14 protein-coding genes are annotated in these 14,967 nt (G+C 70.4%); 3 read left to right on the top strand and 11 right to left on the bottom strand.

Going from position 1 to position 14,967, the window contains the following annotated elements; translation table 11 throughout:
- Window positions 1-16: 16 nt before the first annotated feature.
- Window positions 17-472 carry an IS3 family transposase gene (locus JFB92_RS09615; RefSeq protein WP_199037477.1) on the top strand — a complete coding sequence of 152 codons (456 nt, stop codon included), beginning with the start codon at window positions 17-19 and terminating at the stop codon, window positions 470-472.
- 125 nt (window positions 473-597) lie between these two features.
- Here JFB92_RS09615 and JFB92_RS09610 read toward each other — a convergent pair whose 3' ends face one another.
- The 4 genes from JFB92_RS09610 to JFB92_RS09595 all read right to left on the bottom strand — a co-directional run bounded on the left by JFB92_RS09610 (window position 598) and on the right by JFB92_RS09595 (window position 4,978).
- Window positions 598-975, bottom strand: coding sequence for a hypothetical protein (locus tag JFB92_RS09610; RefSeq protein WP_199037475.1), 378 nt, complete (start codon window positions 973-975; stop codon window positions 598-600).
- A 234-nt stretch (window positions 976-1,209) separates the two neighbouring features.
- Window positions 1,210-3,669 carry a RelA/SpoT family protein gene (locus JFB92_RS09605; RefSeq protein ID WP_372451609.1) on the bottom strand — a complete coding sequence of 820 codons (2,460 nt, stop codon included), beginning with the start codon at window positions 3,667-3,669 and terminating at the stop codon, window positions 1,210-1,212.
- Window positions 3,669-4,619 (bottom strand): peptidylprolyl isomerase, encoded by a 951-nt coding sequence (locus tag JFB92_RS26555; RefSeq protein WP_307789087.1) that lies wholly within the window; start codon window positions 4,617-4,619, stop codon window positions 3,669-3,671. Before JFB92_RS26555 ends, JFB92_RS09605 begins: the two co-directional genes overlap by 1 nt.
- Window positions 4,620-4,654: 35 nt before the next feature.
- Window positions 4,655-4,978 carry a hypothetical protein gene (locus JFB92_RS09595; protein WP_199037471.1) on the bottom strand — a complete coding sequence of 108 codons (324 nt, stop codon included), beginning with the start codon at window positions 4,976-4,978 and terminating at the stop codon, window positions 4,655-4,657.
- 130 nt (window positions 4,979-5,108) lie between these two features.
- On the opposite strand from JFB92_RS09595, the gene JFB92_RS09590 reads away from it, so the two are divergent.
- Both JFB92_RS09590 and hisS read left to right on the top strand, forming a co-directional pair.
- Entirely contained in the window at window positions 5,109-5,786 is a 678-nt protein-coding gene (locus tag JFB92_RS09590) for an MBL fold metallo-hydrolase (RefSeq protein ID WP_199037469.1), read from the top strand.
- 51 nt (window positions 5,787-5,837) lie between these two features.
- Window positions 5,838-7,157, top strand: a complete 1,320-nt coding sequence (hisS, locus tag JFB92_RS09585; protein ID WP_199037468.1) for a histidine--tRNA ligase — start codon at window positions 5,838-5,840, stop codon at window positions 7,155-7,157.
- On the opposite strand, the gene JFB92_RS09580 is transcribed toward hisS, so the two are convergent.
- From JFB92_RS09580 to JFB92_RS09550, 7 genes are all read right to left on the bottom strand, one after another.
- Window positions 7,154-8,323 (bottom strand): NAD(P)/FAD-dependent oxidoreductase, encoded by a 1,170-nt coding sequence (locus tag JFB92_RS09580; protein ID WP_199037466.1) that lies wholly within the window; start codon window positions 8,321-8,323, stop codon window positions 7,154-7,156. The two genes, hisS and JFB92_RS09580, sit on opposite strands and share 4 nt — an antisense overlap.
- 81 nt (window positions 8,324-8,404) lie before the next feature.
- The gene (locus tag JFB92_RS09575; protein WP_199037538.1) at window positions 8,405-9,340 is read right to left on the bottom strand and encodes a sigma-70 family RNA polymerase sigma factor; all 936 of its coding nucleotides are present in this window, start codon (window positions 9,338-9,340) and stop codon (window positions 8,405-8,407) included.
- Between the two features lie 16 nt (window positions 9,341-9,356).
- A complete protein-coding gene (locus JFB92_RS09570; RefSeq protein WP_199037464.1) occupies window positions 9,357-10,532 on the bottom strand; it encodes an NAD(P)/FAD-dependent oxidoreductase in 1,176 nt (391 codons plus the stop codon).
- A 90-nt stretch (window positions 10,533-10,622) separates the two neighbouring features.
- Window positions 10,623-11,795, bottom strand: coding sequence for an NAD(P)/FAD-dependent oxidoreductase (locus JFB92_RS09565; RefSeq protein WP_199037462.1), 1,173 nt, complete (start codon window positions 11,793-11,795; stop codon window positions 10,623-10,625).
- A gap of 91 nt (window positions 11,796-11,886) precedes the next feature.
- Window positions 11,887-12,834, bottom strand: coding sequence for an RNA polymerase sigma factor SigJ (gene sigJ, locus JFB92_RS09560; RefSeq protein ID WP_199037460.1), 948 nt, complete (start codon window positions 12,832-12,834; stop codon window positions 11,887-11,889).
- Window positions 12,835-12,860: 26 nt separating this feature from the next.
- A complete protein-coding gene (locus tag JFB92_RS09555) occupies window positions 12,861-13,637 on the bottom strand; it encodes a hypothetical protein (protein ID WP_199037459.1) in 777 nt (258 codons plus the stop codon).
- Window positions 13,638-13,760: 123 nt separating this feature from the next.
- A complete protein-coding gene (locus JFB92_RS09550) occupies window positions 13,761-14,744 on the bottom strand; it encodes a hypothetical protein (RefSeq protein WP_199037457.1) in 984 nt (327 codons plus the stop codon).
- Window positions 14,745-14,967: the final 223 nt, after the last annotated feature.

Below are 14,967 nucleotides of genomic sequence, written 5' to 3'. Positions count from 1 at the left end.
TGAGCCCGGGCTGCTGATGGAGACGGAGCGGGTCTCGCTGCGGTGTGCCTGCGCGCTGCTGGAGGTGAGCCCCGCTGGCTACTACGCCTGGCGTGACCGCCCGCCCTCGAAACGCGAGCAGGCCGACGCCGAGTTGACCGCGGTCGTCGAGGAGACGCACGCGGCCAAGAAGCGCCGCTACGGGATACGGCGGCTGACCGCCGAACTCGCCCGCCAGGGCCGACGGCACGGCGAGCGGCGCCTCCGCCGACTGGCCCGCACCGCCGGGCTCGAGTGCGTGCACCCGACCTCGGGACCCAAGACCACTGTGCCCGGCACCGAGGCCGAGGGCCTGGTCGACTTCATCGGCCGCGAATTCGTGCCCGAGCATCCCGGTGAGGTGCTCTATACCGACATCACCTACATCGCAACCGAGGACGATGACACCGCCTGGCAATACGACTACCGAATCGGCGGGGAAGCCGCCGCCTGACCCGGGGCGAAGGGAGCTCCTGTGAAGCCTGCGGCGTTGCTAACGCCTACCCGGCGGCAAGGTGAGTTTTCCCCCGGCCACCCGTCTTTCTCGTGGCACTCTCCAGGCCAAGGCGATTTCGATCATCATTCGGTAATCGTCCTAGAGCGACATTCGGCCCTGGGCGCTTCCCAACACAGAACCATCTCATAGGTGTGCCCGCTCTCCAGTGGTACGGTCCCGTAGTTGCACCCTGCATCCGAGCCATCCCTAACAGTCGAACCGATCTGGGTGCGGCCCTCCCAGATTGATCCGGACACCGTGTACCCGTCCGCATACGTATCGCAGACCTTGATTTTGTCGGGCTCCGCATCGAGGTGAACCATGTATCCGAGCCGCGTGTGGTCGAGGTCGTAGTAGTACAGATAGGCGTCGGCGGCCTGGGCCTGTCCTGAGGCGGCGATGATGAGCGCGGCCATGGCGGCGAATACGATCGTCGCACGTTTTGCGAATTTCGCGAGCATGTATATTCCTATGCAGGATTTCGGGCGGAACTGGACTGGTTCGATTCTTCGTGATGGCGGCATGAATGTCGCACGGGTTCCGCACGGTTGAGCCATGCCGTCCCTGAATGGAACTCGACCGACACGGCGCCGAACTGCTCTTCTAAGTCCTGACCAACCGCGACGAGAAGAACCCCGTCGTCATAGCCTCCAACGAGTCCTTCCCCAAAGCGCACATGCTCGCGCCAGCCTGTGTCAGGGCTTGGATTCGGCTCCGGTTAGACGGTAGGCGTCGTAGACTCCGTCGATCTTTCGGATCACTTTCAGCAGGTGGTCCAGGTGTTCCGGTGTGCCCATTTCGAAGGTGAAGCGCGACAAGGCGATCCGGTCCCTCGTGGTCGTCACCGTCGCCGACAGGATCGAGACCCTTTCGCCCGAGAGCACCTGCGTGACATCGGCCAGGAGCCGGTGCCTGTCCAGGGCCTCGACCTGGACAGTGGCCACGAAGGTCGCCTTGTCGTCCTGGTCGGACCATTGGACCTCGACCACCCGGTCCGGTTGCAACTCCACGCGCTCTTCGGCGTTCTCGCAGTCCCTGCGGTGCACGCTGATCACGTGGTAGCGGGTCACGAAGCCGATGATCGGATCGCCCGGGATCGGGTTGCAGCAGTGGGCGAGGCGCACCGGCATCTCGCCCTCCTTCATGCCCGCGACCGTCACGGCGACATGGATGTCGCCGTGCTCCTCGGGCACGATCCGCGCCGGTTGGGTCGGGGCCGTGGCCTCGGCCATGTCCTCCGTGGCGCCCTCGGCTCCACCCTGGACCTCCAGCAGCCGCTGCACCACCTGGGTGGGGCTGATGTGATGCTCGCCGAGCGCCGCGTACAGCGCCTCGACGTCCTTGAGGTTCATGTCCTTGGCCAGCGAGGTCAAGTTGTCGTGCGTGAGCATGCGCTGCAATGGCAGCCGCCGCTTGCGCATCGCGCGGGCCAGCTCGTCCTTGCCGAGCTCGATCGCCTCTTCGCGGCGCTCCTTCTTGAAGTGCTGCTTGATCTTCGTGCGGGCCCGGGGGCTCTTGACGAAGTTCAGCCAGTCCTCGCTGGGGCTGGCGTTCTCGGAGTTGGAGGTGAAGACCTCGACCACGTCGCCGTTGGCCAGCTGCGACTCCAGCGGCACGATCTTGCCGTTGACCTGAGCCCCGATGCACCGGTTGCCGACCTCGGTGTGGACGGCGTAGGCGAAGTCCACCGGGGTCGAGCCGGCCGGAAGCGCGATCACGTCGCCCTTGGGAGTGAAGACGTAAGCCTCCGAGGAGGCCAGGTCGAACCTGAGCGCGTCGAGGAACTCCGACGGGTCGGCCGCCTCGCGCTGCCAGTCCAGGAGCTGGCGCAGCCAGGCCATGTCGTCGATGTGCGCCGGGGGACCGGCCACGGTCGAGTTCTTGGTCTCCTTGTACTTCCAGTGCGCGGCGATGCCGTACTCGGCGGTGCGGTGCATCGCCCAGGTCCGGATCTGCATCTCGACCGGTTTGCCGTTCGGTCCGATGACCGTCGTGTGCAGCGACTGGTACATGTTGAACTTCGGCATCGCGATGTAGTCCTTGAACCGGCCCGGCACCGGCTGCCAGTTCGCGTGGATCACCCCGAGCGCGGCGTAGCAGTCGCGCTCGGACTCGACCAGGATGCGAAGTCCCACCAGGTCGTAGATGTCGTTGAAGTCCCGGCCGCGCACGATCATCTTCTGGTAGATCGAGTACAGGTGCTTGGGTCGCCCGGACACGTCGGCCTTGATGCGGGAGTCCTTGAGGTGCTCCTTGACCTGCGCGGTCACCTGCTGGAGCAGCATCTCGCGCTGCGGGGAGTGCTCGGCGACCAGCCGCGCGATCTCGGCGTAGCGCTTCTTGTAGAGGGTGGCGAAGGACAGGTCCTCCAACTCCCACTTGATGGTGTTCATGCCCAGCCGGTGGGCCAGAGGAGCGAGGATCTCGAGCGTCTCGCGGGCCTTCTGCTCCTGCTTCTCGGGGGCCAGGAACGTCAGGGTGCGCATGTTGTGCAGCCGGTCGGCCAGCTTGATGACCAGGACCCGCGGGTCCTTGGCCATGGCGACGACCATCTTGCGGATGGTCTCGGCCTTCGCGGCGTCCCCGAGTTTCACCTTGTCGAGCTTGGTGACCCCGTCGACCAGCAGCTTGACCTCGCCGCCGAACTCGTCCTCGAGCTCGTCGAGGGTGTAGTCGGTGTCTTCCACGGTGTCGTGGAGCAGCGCGGCGACCAGCGTGTTGGTGTCCATGCCCAGCTCGGCCAGGATCGAGGACACCGCGAGCGGGTGGGTGATGTAGGGGTCGCCGGACTTGCGGAACTGGCCGGAGTGCAGGTCGTCGGCCCGCGAATAGGCCCGCTCGAGGAGTCGGACGTCGGCGCGCGGGTGCGCCGCCCGGTGCGTGGCGACCAGCGGCTCCAGCACCTCGGGCAGGGTCGAGGACTGCCAGGGCGCGTTGAATCGCGCCAGCCTCGCCCGCATGCGCCGCCCTGTGGGCGGTCCGACCGGGGCGGCCTCCTGATCGGAGGCCTTCGTCCCGGCGCCCGCGGTCTTGCCGCCGGATCCCGCGGCTCGTTCGGTCGCCACCGTCGCCTCCTCTAACTCGATTCGCTCGCTGCTCATCAAGCTTAGGTTTCCATCGTAGCCGGGGGCGCCCTCGGGCCCGGGCGTGTGCATCACACTGCGCCCGCGGCGGCGACCTCCTCGACGATGTCCAGGCCCGAGGTGATCTGGCCCAGGACGGTGTAGTCCGGTCCCAGCGTGGTGTCGTCGTAGACGATGAAGAACTGGCTGCCAGTGGTCCCGGGCCCGGCGTTGGCCATGGCGATGGTCCCGGCCGGGTAGTTGTTCTCGCCTTGGTCGGGCAGGTTCTCCTCGGCGTACTGGTAGCCGGGGCCGCCCTGTCCGGCCATCTGGGGAGAGCCGGCCTCGATCGCGCCCCGCGCGTCAGGATCACCGCATTGGAGGACGTAGATGCCGTCGGTGGTCAGCCGGTGGCACTGCGAGCCGTCGAAGTAGCCCTGGCCGGCCAGGTAGGTGAAGGAACCGGCGGTGCAGGGGGCGGCGGCGGTGTCGATGTCGGCGGTGATGGTGCCGAGGTTGGAGACGATGGTCATCTCCTGGGTTCCGGCGCCCGGCTCGGTCGTCGGCGGGACCTCGGAGCCGGTGGTCGGGGTGTAGACGCAGTCGGCGGTCTCGGACGCGTCGGGGACCGTCATCGACATGCATTCGAGGTAGACGTCGGTGGCCGGCTGGCCGTCGGGGCTGCCGCTGGTCTCGGCGACCTCGCCCTCGCCGCTGGGCTCGACGCCCTCGCAGCGGGCTGCCGCCTCCTCGGCGGTGGCGACGGTGTCCTCGATCGGGGTGTCGTTGCCCGCGGCGTCCTCGCCCGCGGCCTCATCGGAACCCTCGGTCTCGGAGTCCGAGGCGGCCTCGGTGCCGTCGCCGTCGTCGCCGCCGACGACCGAGAACACGATCCAGGCGCCCAGCGCGAGTACCACCAGGGCGGCGACGCCGCCTGTGGCCCACAGGACCGTGCGGCGCTTCTGTTCCTGCTCGGCCTTCTGCGCCATGCGCTGCTGGAGCTGGGCCCGGGCGGCCATGCGCTGTGCCTGTTTCGACGCCACCGTCGGTTCTCCTTAGAATTTCGTCGCTTGAAGGGTTATTCGGTCGTCTCTTCGCCGGGGGCTTCGCTGGCGTCGTCCTCGGGGACGTCGGTCGCCTCCTCGGTGGGCAGCTGGTCTGTGGGCATCTGGTCGGTCGGGATCACATCCTCGGTCGGCATGTCCTCGGCCGGGGGCTCGGGGTCGTCGAAGAACCCGGTCTGCCACAGATAGCCCAGGGTCAGGACCGCGGCGATCACCACCAGCCCGAGGAGCGCCTGGAGCTGTCGGCGGCGGCGGATCTTGCCCGCCAGACGCGCGTTCTTCTTCGCGTTCGCGATGCGCTGCTTGCGCCGCTCCATGTGCTTCGACTTGGCGGGCACTGCGGGGCCTCCTCGATCAACCAATGCTTGCAAAGGGGGTTTATGGGAATTGGAGTGTATCGAGGCTCCGTCGGTGTCATGACCGTGCCTACCCGGTGTATCCTGAGGCGCGGCGAAGGAGGGAAAGCGGGTGCTCATCGAGACGCTGGTGGCGGACGCGTTCGGCACGAACTGCTACGTGCTGGCCTCTTCCAGAGGCTCCGAATGCGTCGTGGTCGACCCCGGCATCGGCATCGCGCCCCGCCTGGAGGAGACGCTGGCCGAGCACAAGCTCAAGCCCGTCGCCGTCCTGCTCTCGCACGGGCACCTGGACCACACCTTCTCGGTGACGCCGGTGTGCGGCGCCAGCGACGTGCCGGCCTTCATCCACTCCGACGACTCCCACCTGCTCCAGGACCCGACCCTCGGCTTCGGGCCCGGCACCAGCGCCATGTTCGGCACCGGACTGGAATGGACCGAGCCCGACGACGTCGAGGTCCTGTCCGACGGGGCCGCCCTGGAACTGGCCGGGATGCGGTTCACCGTCGACCACGCCCCCGGCCACACCGAGGGCTCGATCATGTTCCACACCGCCGCGCGCGATGCCACGCCCTACACGCTCACCGGCGACGTGCTGTTCGCCGGGGCCATCGGGCGCACCGACCTGCCCGGCGGGAGCGCGACGAAGATGTGGGAGAGCCTGGAGCGCAAGGTCCTGCCGATGGCCGACGAGGTCCGGATCCTGCCCGGCCACGGCCCGCGCACCGACATGGCCGCCGAGCGCGCCTCCAACCCGTACCTGCGCCAGGTCGCCCAGGCCCATCGCTGAACCGCGCCGCAGTATTCGCATCGAGCTCGAACTTCGAATCAGGAGACATCCATGCCACGACCCCAGCCGCTCTCGGGTTTCCCCGAACTGCTGCCCCGGCAGCGCATCGTCGAGCAGCAGGTCGTCGACCACCTCCGCCGCGCGTTCGAGCTGCACGGCTTCGCGAACGTCCAGACCCGCGCCGTCGAGCAGATGGACCAGCTGCTTCGCAAGGGCGAGACCTCCAAGGAGGTGTACGTGCTGCGCCGCCTCCAGGCCGACTCCGGGGGCGGCGACGCCGGGCTCGGCCTCCACTTCGACCTGACCGTGCCCTTCGCCCGCTACGTGCTGGAGAACGCCGGGAAGCTGAACTTCCCGTTCCGCCGCTACCAGATCCAGCAGGTCTGGCGGGGCGAGCGCCCGCAGGAGGGCCGCTTCCGAGAGTTCTGGCAGGCCGACATCGACATCGTCGACCGCGACGAGCTCCCGGCCCACTACGAGGTCGAGATCCCGCTAGTCATCGCCGACGCCCTGCGCGGGCTGCCGCTGCCGCCGGTGCGGATGCACGTCAACAACCGCAAGCTCTGCCAGGGCTTCTACCAGGGCCTGGGCATCGACGACACCGACGAGGCGCTGCGGATCATCGACAAGCTCGACAAGGTCGGGCCCGAGGCGGTCCAGAAGCTCCTGATCGATCAGGTCGAGGCGACTCCCGAGCAGGCCGAGGCGTGCCTGAAGCTGGCCGAGATCAGCTCCGAGGACACCTCGTTCGTCGACCGGGTCAAGGCGCTCGGAGTGACCGACCCGCTCCTCGAAGAGGGCCTCGGTGAGCTCGCGGCCGTCGTCGAAGCCGCCGCCGACCAGGCGCCCGGCCTGGTGGTGGCCGACCTGAAGATCGCCCGCGGCCTGGACTACTACACCGGCACCGTCTACGAGACCGTCCTCGAAGGGCACGAACAGCTCGGCTCGATCTGCTCGGGCGGCCGCTACGACACGCTCGCCTCGGACGGCAAGAACACCTACCCGGGGGTCGGCATCTCGATCGGCGTCTCGCGGCTGCTGGTGCCGCTCCTGAGCTCCGGTGCGCTCGACGCCACCCGCGAGGTCCCCACCTGCGTCCTGGTGGCCCTGGCCGACGAGGACGGCCGCGGCGAGGCGAACGCGCTGGCCCGGCGGCTGCGCGAGCGCGGCGTCCCCACCCAGGTCTCGCCCTCGGCGGCCAAGTTCGGCAAGCAGATCAAGTTCGCCGACAAGCGCGGCATCCCGTTCGTGCTCTTCCCCGGCGAGGAGCACCAGATCAAGGACATCCGCTCGGGCGAGCAGACCCCGGTGGACGTGGACTCCTGGGAGCCGCCCGCCGAGGATCTGCACCCGAGGATCGTCGCCCCCTAAACGGACGCGGCCTGCCGGACCCGCTTCGCGCGGCGGCGCCGTCCGGCGCCGAACGGGAGCGGATGGGCCGTCAACCACAGCGAGAACCGGCAGATCATCTCCTTGTACCGGGCCCCGGTCCGGCCGGTCATGAGCAGTTTGCGGGGGCGGCGGTCGTCGGTGGAGACCGCCTGGATCAGACCGCGCTCTCGGCCCAGGCTCACGCACTGCTGCACGAAGAAGACCGGCATGCGGTGGCGGCGGCTCCCGGTCAGGTCCGCGGCGATCTCGTCCGCGGCCTGCCACGAGGCCGGCAGGGCCGAAGCGCACCTGGACAGCAGCGGACTGCCCTTCGGTCCGGGCGCCAGGGCGGCGTCGCCGACCGCCCACACGCTCGGGTGCGAGACCGACCTCATGGTCCGGTCGACCTCGATCCGGCCCGCCTCGTCGGTCGCGAGCCCCGCGGCGGCGGCGATCGGGTGGTGGGCGAACCCGGCCGACCAGATGGTGGCCGCGCTCGGCAGCGCCCGTCCGGTGTCGGTGATCGCCAGGGCGGCTCCGATGCGTTCGACGCTCGTGTGCTCGTGGACGGTCACGCCCAGTTCGTCGAAGGCCCGTCTCAGGTAGCGGCGCCCGGCCGGAGTGAAACCGGCGGCGAACTCCCCGCGGGCGGCCAGCGCGACCGCCAGGTCGGGGCGCGCCTCGGCGATCTCGGTCGCGGCCTCGATGCCGGTCAGTCCGCCGCCGACCACCAGGACCTCGTCGGCGGGGCCGAGCGCGTCGAGCCGCTTGCGCAGCCGCAGGGCCCCGGCCCGGCTGCCGACCTCGAACACGTGCTCGGCGGCGCCGGGCGCGTCAGCGAGGCTCCCGGTCGAGCCGAGCGCGTACACGAGCGTGTCGTAGTCCAGCTCGCCGCCGTCGAGGGCGACGGTGCGGCGCTCAGGGGCGATCCCGGTCACGCGGTCGACGCGGAGCCGGACCGCGGTGCCCTCGAACAGCTCGGCCAGCGGCCGGGCTTCGATCCGCTGGCCGACGGCGAGCTGGTGGTAGCGGATGCGCTCGACGAAGTCGGTCTCGGCGTCGACGACGGTGATCTCGAAGTCGTCCGGGTGGAGCCGCTTGGCCAGGCTGTTGGCGGTGCTGGTCCCGGCGTATCCGGCGCCGAGGACGACGATGCGGTGCTTCATGGCTTCGCTCCCGTTCGGGTGGGTGTGCACCCTGAACCGGACAGGGCCGCGAAACCTGACAGCGGCCGGTGGTGACGCTGGTCACCAGGAGTGGACGACGGGTTCGTCGTGGTCCTGCCGCCGCCATTGCTCGGTGACGCGCCCGAGCCGGGCCGGGGAGGCCATGCCGATCCCGCGCGCGATCCTGCCGTCGCGGACCTCGAACACGACCGTGCCGACCACCCGGTCGCCGAGCACGGCGATCACGGCCGGGCCGCCGTTGACCAGGGCGGCGTACAGCGCCGGGGAGCCGCCGATCCGCGCCAGCTTGCCGGGGGAGGGCTTGAGCGCGCCCCGCGCCGCGGCGGAGACCCGCTCCGGAGTCGACAGCTCGATCAGCTTGTCGGCCAGGCCCGCGCCGTCGGAGATGGCGCTGGCGTCCTCGGTGAGCAGCGCGACCAGCCGCTCGGTGTGCCCCGACATGGCAGCGTCCAGGAACGCCTCGACGATCCGGCGCGCATCGGTGCGGTCGACCGCACCGGCGCGGCGCGAGGCGCCCATGTGCCGCCGGGCCCGGTGGGCGTGCTGCTGACTGGCCGACTCGGTGATGTCGAGGATGCCGGCGATCTCGGCGTGACTGTACGAGAACGCCTCACGCAGGACGTACACGGCCCGCTCGACCGGTGGGAGACGCTCCAGCAGCAGCAGGACCGCCAGGGAGACCGATTCGCGCTGCTCGGCGGTCTCGGCCGGGCCCAGCATCGGGTCGCCGTCGAGCAGCGGTTCGGGCAGCCAGGCGCCCACTGCGCGCTCGCGGCGGACCTTCGCCGACCGGAGCCGGTCGAGGGCGAGGTTGGTGACGACCTTGGTCAGCCACGCCTCGGGCACCTCGATCAGGTCCCGGTCGGCGGCCTGCCAGCGCAGGAACGCGTCCTGCACGGCGTCCTCGGCGTCGGCGGCGGAGCCGAGCAGGCGGTAGGCCAACGAGGCCAGCCGGTCGCGGCTGGCCTCGAAGCGCTCGGTGGCGGCGCGGTCCATCGACACCCGTCCCACTCTAGGCGGCGACCTCCTCGACGGCGTGTCCGAAAGCGACGGCGCGGAGCCTGCGCTTGGGCATCCCGTAGGTCGGGTGCCCCACGGCCCATCCGGCCGTGTTGAGGATGCCGTTCTTCAGCCCCGCGGCCGCCCGGCCGCGCAGGGCCCAGGACTTCGACCGCGCGCGGCCGTCGACCATCTGGAAGATCGCGTCCTTGCGGCCGAGGCTGATGTGGTTGCCCACGTACGGCAGCGAGCTCTCGGCGATCTTGCGGCCGGTGAGGTGCCCGACGATCGCGGCAGCGGCCTGGATGCCGGTGTAGCCGGCCGAGGCGCACGACATCGGCAGCGGTTCCCCGTTGTCCCCGATGGCGTGGACGCTGTCGCCCGCGGCGAAGACCTCCGGGTGCGAGACCGAGCGCATCGTGCGGTCGACGACGATCCGGCCGTTCTCGGCCACTTCCAGGCCGCTGGCGGCGGCGATCGGGTGGACGGCGAAACCGGCCGCCCACACGGTCGCCTCCGAGTCGAAGGCGGTGCCGTCGTCGGCGACCACCCGCCCGGCCTCGACTCGCTCGACGGCGGTGTGCTGGTGGACGTCGATGCCGAACCGGTCGAACGCGCGCAGCAGGTGGCGGCGGGCCGCCGGGCCCAGCCAGCCGCCCAGCTCGCCGGTGGTGACGAGGCTGATCCGCAGTCCCGGGAGGGACTCGGCGAACTCGGTGGCGGCCTCGATCGCGGTCAGGTTCCCGCCGACGACGACCACGTTCCCGCCGTCGCCGATGCGGTGCAGGCGCTCGCGCAGGCGCAGCGCCGAAGGCCGGCCCGCGACGTGGAAGGCGTGCTCGCCCACGCCCGGCACGCCGTGGTCGGCGGCGGTGCTGCCGAGCGAGTACATGAGGGTGTCGTAGGCCAGCTCGCCGTCGTCGAGGGCGACGGTGCGGCGCTCGACGTCCACGGCGGTGACCCGTCCCAGCCGGAACCGGGCCCCGGCGCCGTCGAACATGTCGTCCAGCGGCCGGTGCTTCAGGTCGTGTCCGGCGGCGATCTGGTGGAGCCGCATCCGCTCGACGAAGTCGGGCTCGGCGTTGACGACGGTGACGGAGACGTCCTCGGGGTGGAGACGCCGGGCCAGAATGCCGGCGGCGTAGGCTCCGGCGTATCCGGCCCCGAGGACGACGATGCGGTGCTTCATGGTGTCTCTCCTTCTGGTTCGCTCGCCCCTTGAACGGGGCGGCGCCCGAATTCCTGACACCATTGGCTTGTGTCGCGGGCCACTGGCCTCTCAGGCGGCGACGGCGGCCTCGGCGCCGCCGTGCGCGAAGTGGCGGCGGCGGGCCGGCATTCCCAGGGTCGGGTTGGCGACGCCCCAGGCCGCGACCTTGCAGATCGCCTCCTTGTAGCGGGCGGCCTTCTTCCCCTTGAGCACGTACGGCTTGGCGCGGTCATCGGCGGTCACGAACTGGATGAGCCCGTCCTCGCGGCCGATGCTGATGCACTGGTTGAAATAGCGGATCGGCACCTTGGGGAGCCTGCGACCGGTCAGGCGCGCGGCGATGGCGTCGGCGGCCTGCCAGGCGGTCGGTGTACCCGAGGCGCACGACATGCGCAGCGGGCGGCCGCCCGGGCCCTCGGCCAGCGCGGCGTCGCCGACGGCGTAGACGTCGCGGTGCGAGACCGAGCGCATGGTCCGGTCGACGACGATCTGACCGGACTCGGCCGTCTCCAGGCCCGTGGCGGTGGCGATCGGGTGGACGGCGAAACCGGCGGTCCACACCGCCGCCTCGGCAGGAACGGTGCGGCCGTCGGCGGTGACCACGGTCCCGGGTTCGACGCGGGTGACGTCGGCGTGCTCGTGGACGGCCACGCCGAGCCGGTCGAACGCGCCCTTGAGGTGCCGTCGGCCCTTGGGCGAGAGCCAGTCGCCGAAGCCGCCGCGGGCGACGATGGCCACCCGCAGGTCCGGCCGGGACTCGGCGATCTCACTGGCGGCCTCGACGCCGGTCAGGCCGGCGCCGACGACGGTGACGGTCCCGCCGGCGTCCATGCGGGTGAGGCGGTCGCGCAGCCGCAGGGCCGAGGCGCGGCCGGACACGTCGTGGGCGTGCTCGGCGACCCCGGGAACCCCGTGGTCGGCGGCGGCGCTGCCCAGGGCGTACACGAGCGTGTCATAGTCCAGCTCGCCGTCGTCGAGGGCGACGGTCTTGCGCTCGACGTCCACGGCGGTCACGCGGGACAGGCGAAGCCGCACTCCCGTGCCGTCGAACATGTCGGCCAGCGGCCGGGGCTTGAGGTCCTGCCCGGCGGCGAGCTGGTGCATGCGGACGCGCTCGACGAAGTCGGGCTCGGCGTTGACGAGGGTGATATCGGTGTCGCCGGAGTGGAGGCGGCGGGCCAGGCGCCCGGCGGCGCTGGCTCCGGCGTATCCGGCCCCGAGGACGACGATGCGGTGCTTCATGGCGTGCTCCCGTTCTAAGCGTGTTCGCTCCCTGAACCGGATGACGCCGTAAAAGCTGACCGTTCTTTGTTGTGAAGTCAGTCACATGTCCTCACCAGTGGGCGAGAAGCGGCTCCCCGTGTGGTCCGTCCGCGGCCCACTGCCTGGTGGCGCGGGCCAGTTTGTCGGGGTTGGCCTGGTTGAGGACGGCCGCGACCCGCCCGTCGACGACCTCCAGGGCCATCACCGAGACCACCCGGTCGTCGACCACGACGAGCAGGGCCGGGGACCCGTTGGCGAGGCCGGGGTACACGTCCGGCGAGCCGCCGATCATCGCCCGCTTGGCCTCGGAGGGCTTGAACAGGCCGCGCAGGAACTTCGCCACCGCCAGGGCGCCGAGCACCGGGCGCTTGCGGGCGGGGATCCTGCCGCCGCCGTCGCCGATGCCCATGGTGTCCTCGGCCAGCAGCTTCACCAGCGCCTCGGTCTCGCCGGTGGCCGCGGCGGCCAGGAACTGCTCGACCAGCTCGCGGGCCGCGTCGCGGTCGACCTCGGCGCGGACCCTGCCGGCGGCGACATGCCTGCGGGCGCGGCTGAGCAGCTGCTGGCTGCCGTTCTCGGTGATGTCGAGGACCTCGGAGATCTCGCGGTGCGTGTGGCCGAACGCCTCGTGCAGGACGTAGACGGCCCGCTCATTGGGGGAGAGGCGCTCCATGAGCCGCAGCATCGCCAGGGAGACCGATTCGCGCTGCTCGGCGGTCTCGGCCGGGCCCAGCATCGGGTCGCCGTCCAGGACCGGCTCGGGCAGCCACTGCCCGACGTAGGTCTCGCGCCTGGCGCGCGCCGAGGTGAGCTGGTTCAGGCACAGGTTCGTCAGGACCTTCGTCAGCCACGCCTCGGGCACCTCGACCAGGTCCCGGTCGGCGGCCTGCCAGCGCAGGAACGCCTCCTGCACGGCGTCTTCGGCCTCGGCCGCCGAGCCGAGCAGCCGGTAGGCGATGGCCCCCAGGCGATCCCTGGCGGCCTCGAACAGGTCGACCTCATCGGTGCGCAGCGACATGGCTCGATCGTAACCGCGCTATGGCTCTAGCCGTCGACCTCGCGCATGCAGTAGATCGCGGTGATGGAGTCGATCTCGGGATCCCAGTCGCGGCCGGCGGCCAGCGCGGTGTCGGTGTAGTAGAAGGTCGTGTAGTCGTAGTCCTTGCACACGTTGTGCCCGGCGGTGCTGTGCGCCGAGTCGTCGGGGTCCGGGTCGTCCGGGTTCTGCTCGATGTGGAGGACGATCCAGTAGGCCTCCTCCGCGTCGCAGGGGACCACGTAGAAGCCGGAGTCGACGTTCTCGATGCACTCGTCGACCTCGGGCGGGCGGTACTCGGCCTCGTAGCCGTCGGTCGTCTCGTCCTCGGTCGGCTCGGGCGAAGGCTCGGTGGTCTCCTCGGCCGCGGTCGTGGCTTCGCCGGTCGTGGTGTCGTCGGCGATGTCGGTCTCATCGTCGTCGCCGCCGACCAGCGTGGCGATCACGGTGCCGCCGATGGCGAGCGCGACGACGATGACCAGGATGGTCACCATCAGCGGCGTGTTCGACGAGCCGCTGGGCGGGGGCGGAGCGGGCTGGTGGGGCTGGAACGCCTGCCCGGTCTGGAAGCCCTGCGCCGGCGGCGGGCCCGGTGGGACGCTCGGTGGGACGCTGCCGGGCTGGACGCTCATCGGCGGGCCGCCGCCGTAGGGGCTCTGCCCGTACGGGTCGGGCCGCGAATACGGGTCGGAGTCGGTGGTGAAGTGCCGGGGGTTCTCGGGCGTGGGCTGGCCGAACCCGGGCTGCTGGTTCGGATCGTAGGGGTTCTGAGGTGGGTAGCTCATTGGTCTCTCCGTTGCTCACCGGGCAGGGGGCCTGCCTCCCATCATAAGAGGACCGTGCGACCACCCGCGCCACGAGAAAGGCCGCCCCGGCCGAAGCCGGAGCGGCCCAGTGGTTCTCGCTCGCTAGAGCTCGTTGCCGCAGAGGATGCCGCCGGTGCGTCCGAGCTGGTCCTCGATCTGCCAGTAGACCTCGCCGCCGGAGCACTGCCCCGCCAGTCCCTGGGCGTCGGACTGGCTCATGTCCTGCTCGGGCGGGCTGACCGGAATGGCGTCGACCACTTCGCCGATCGCGGTCGCCGAGGAGCAGTCGACCGTCCACCAGTCGGCGGCGTCGTCGAAGCACTCCCCGGTGGTCGGGACCTTGGGGAGCTGGCCGTCCACGTTCTCCTCCTGGATCGCCTCCAGGCAGAAGAACTGCTCGGTGGTGCCCTCGAGCTCGACGAAGTTGTAGTCGAGCCAGACCTCGCCGGGGATGCGGGCGTAGACGTTCTCGCCGCAGATGTCGACCGCGTCCTGGAAGTCGGTCACGTCGCCGGCGGTGATCGAGACCGCGGCGTCGTTGTCGACCTTGGTGATGGTCCAGAATGCCAGCTCGTCGCCGCAGTCGACGACGATCTCCTCGCCGTCGCCGCTGCCGTAGTTCTGCGGCATGCAGTCGCCCTCGACGGCCTGCTCGGCCGCCTCCTCCTCGTCGCTGGAGAGGGTGGTGTCGCCGGCGTAGTCGTTGTTGCCGCCGTCGTCGGAGTCGAACACGAAGACCTTCACGAGCGCGATGACCGCGATCAGCACGATCGAACCGACCGCGCCCAGAATCTTCGCGACCAAGCCGCCGTTGCCGCCGCCCGAGGGCGGCGGGATCGGCGGGGGCGCTCCAGGCCCGGGGGGCGGAGCGCCCGGTCCGCCGTATCCGGGCTGCTGGTAGCCGCCCGGGGCTCCGGCCGGGTTGTACCCGCCCGGAGCGGCCGGAGTGTAGCCGCCGGGCTGCTGGGGTGCGCCGTACCCGGGTTGCTGTGGGTTGTACCCACCCTGCTGCTGGGGATAGCCCGGCTGCTGGGGCTGCTGGCCGAAGCCAGGCGGCGGGGTGCCGCCGGGTGGGGGATAGGTCATTGTCGAACTGCTCCTTGGATGCGTACCTTTGATGCACTCACATGGCTCGGCTGAGTCGCGATGCGGGGGGTGCCTCATTCACGGTTCGGGCGCCGTGCGAATTCGAACACTCTAACCGCCCTCCGCAAGACCGCTGCGGGCCTGTGGGGGTTTCGAATATCGGTTACATCGCGATTGCGCGGCGATTGCGCCCATCGAGCGCGATTTATCTGCTTCGACGTTT

The sequence above is a fragment of the Glycomyces salinus genome, assembly GCF_016428645.1.
Classification (GTDB): Bacteria; Actinomycetota; Actinomycetes; order Mycobacteriales; family Micromonosporaceae; genus Glycomyces; species Glycomyces salinus.
Note: the sequence above shows the minus strand (reverse complement) of the source record. Positions and strands in the feature narration are given on the sequence as shown.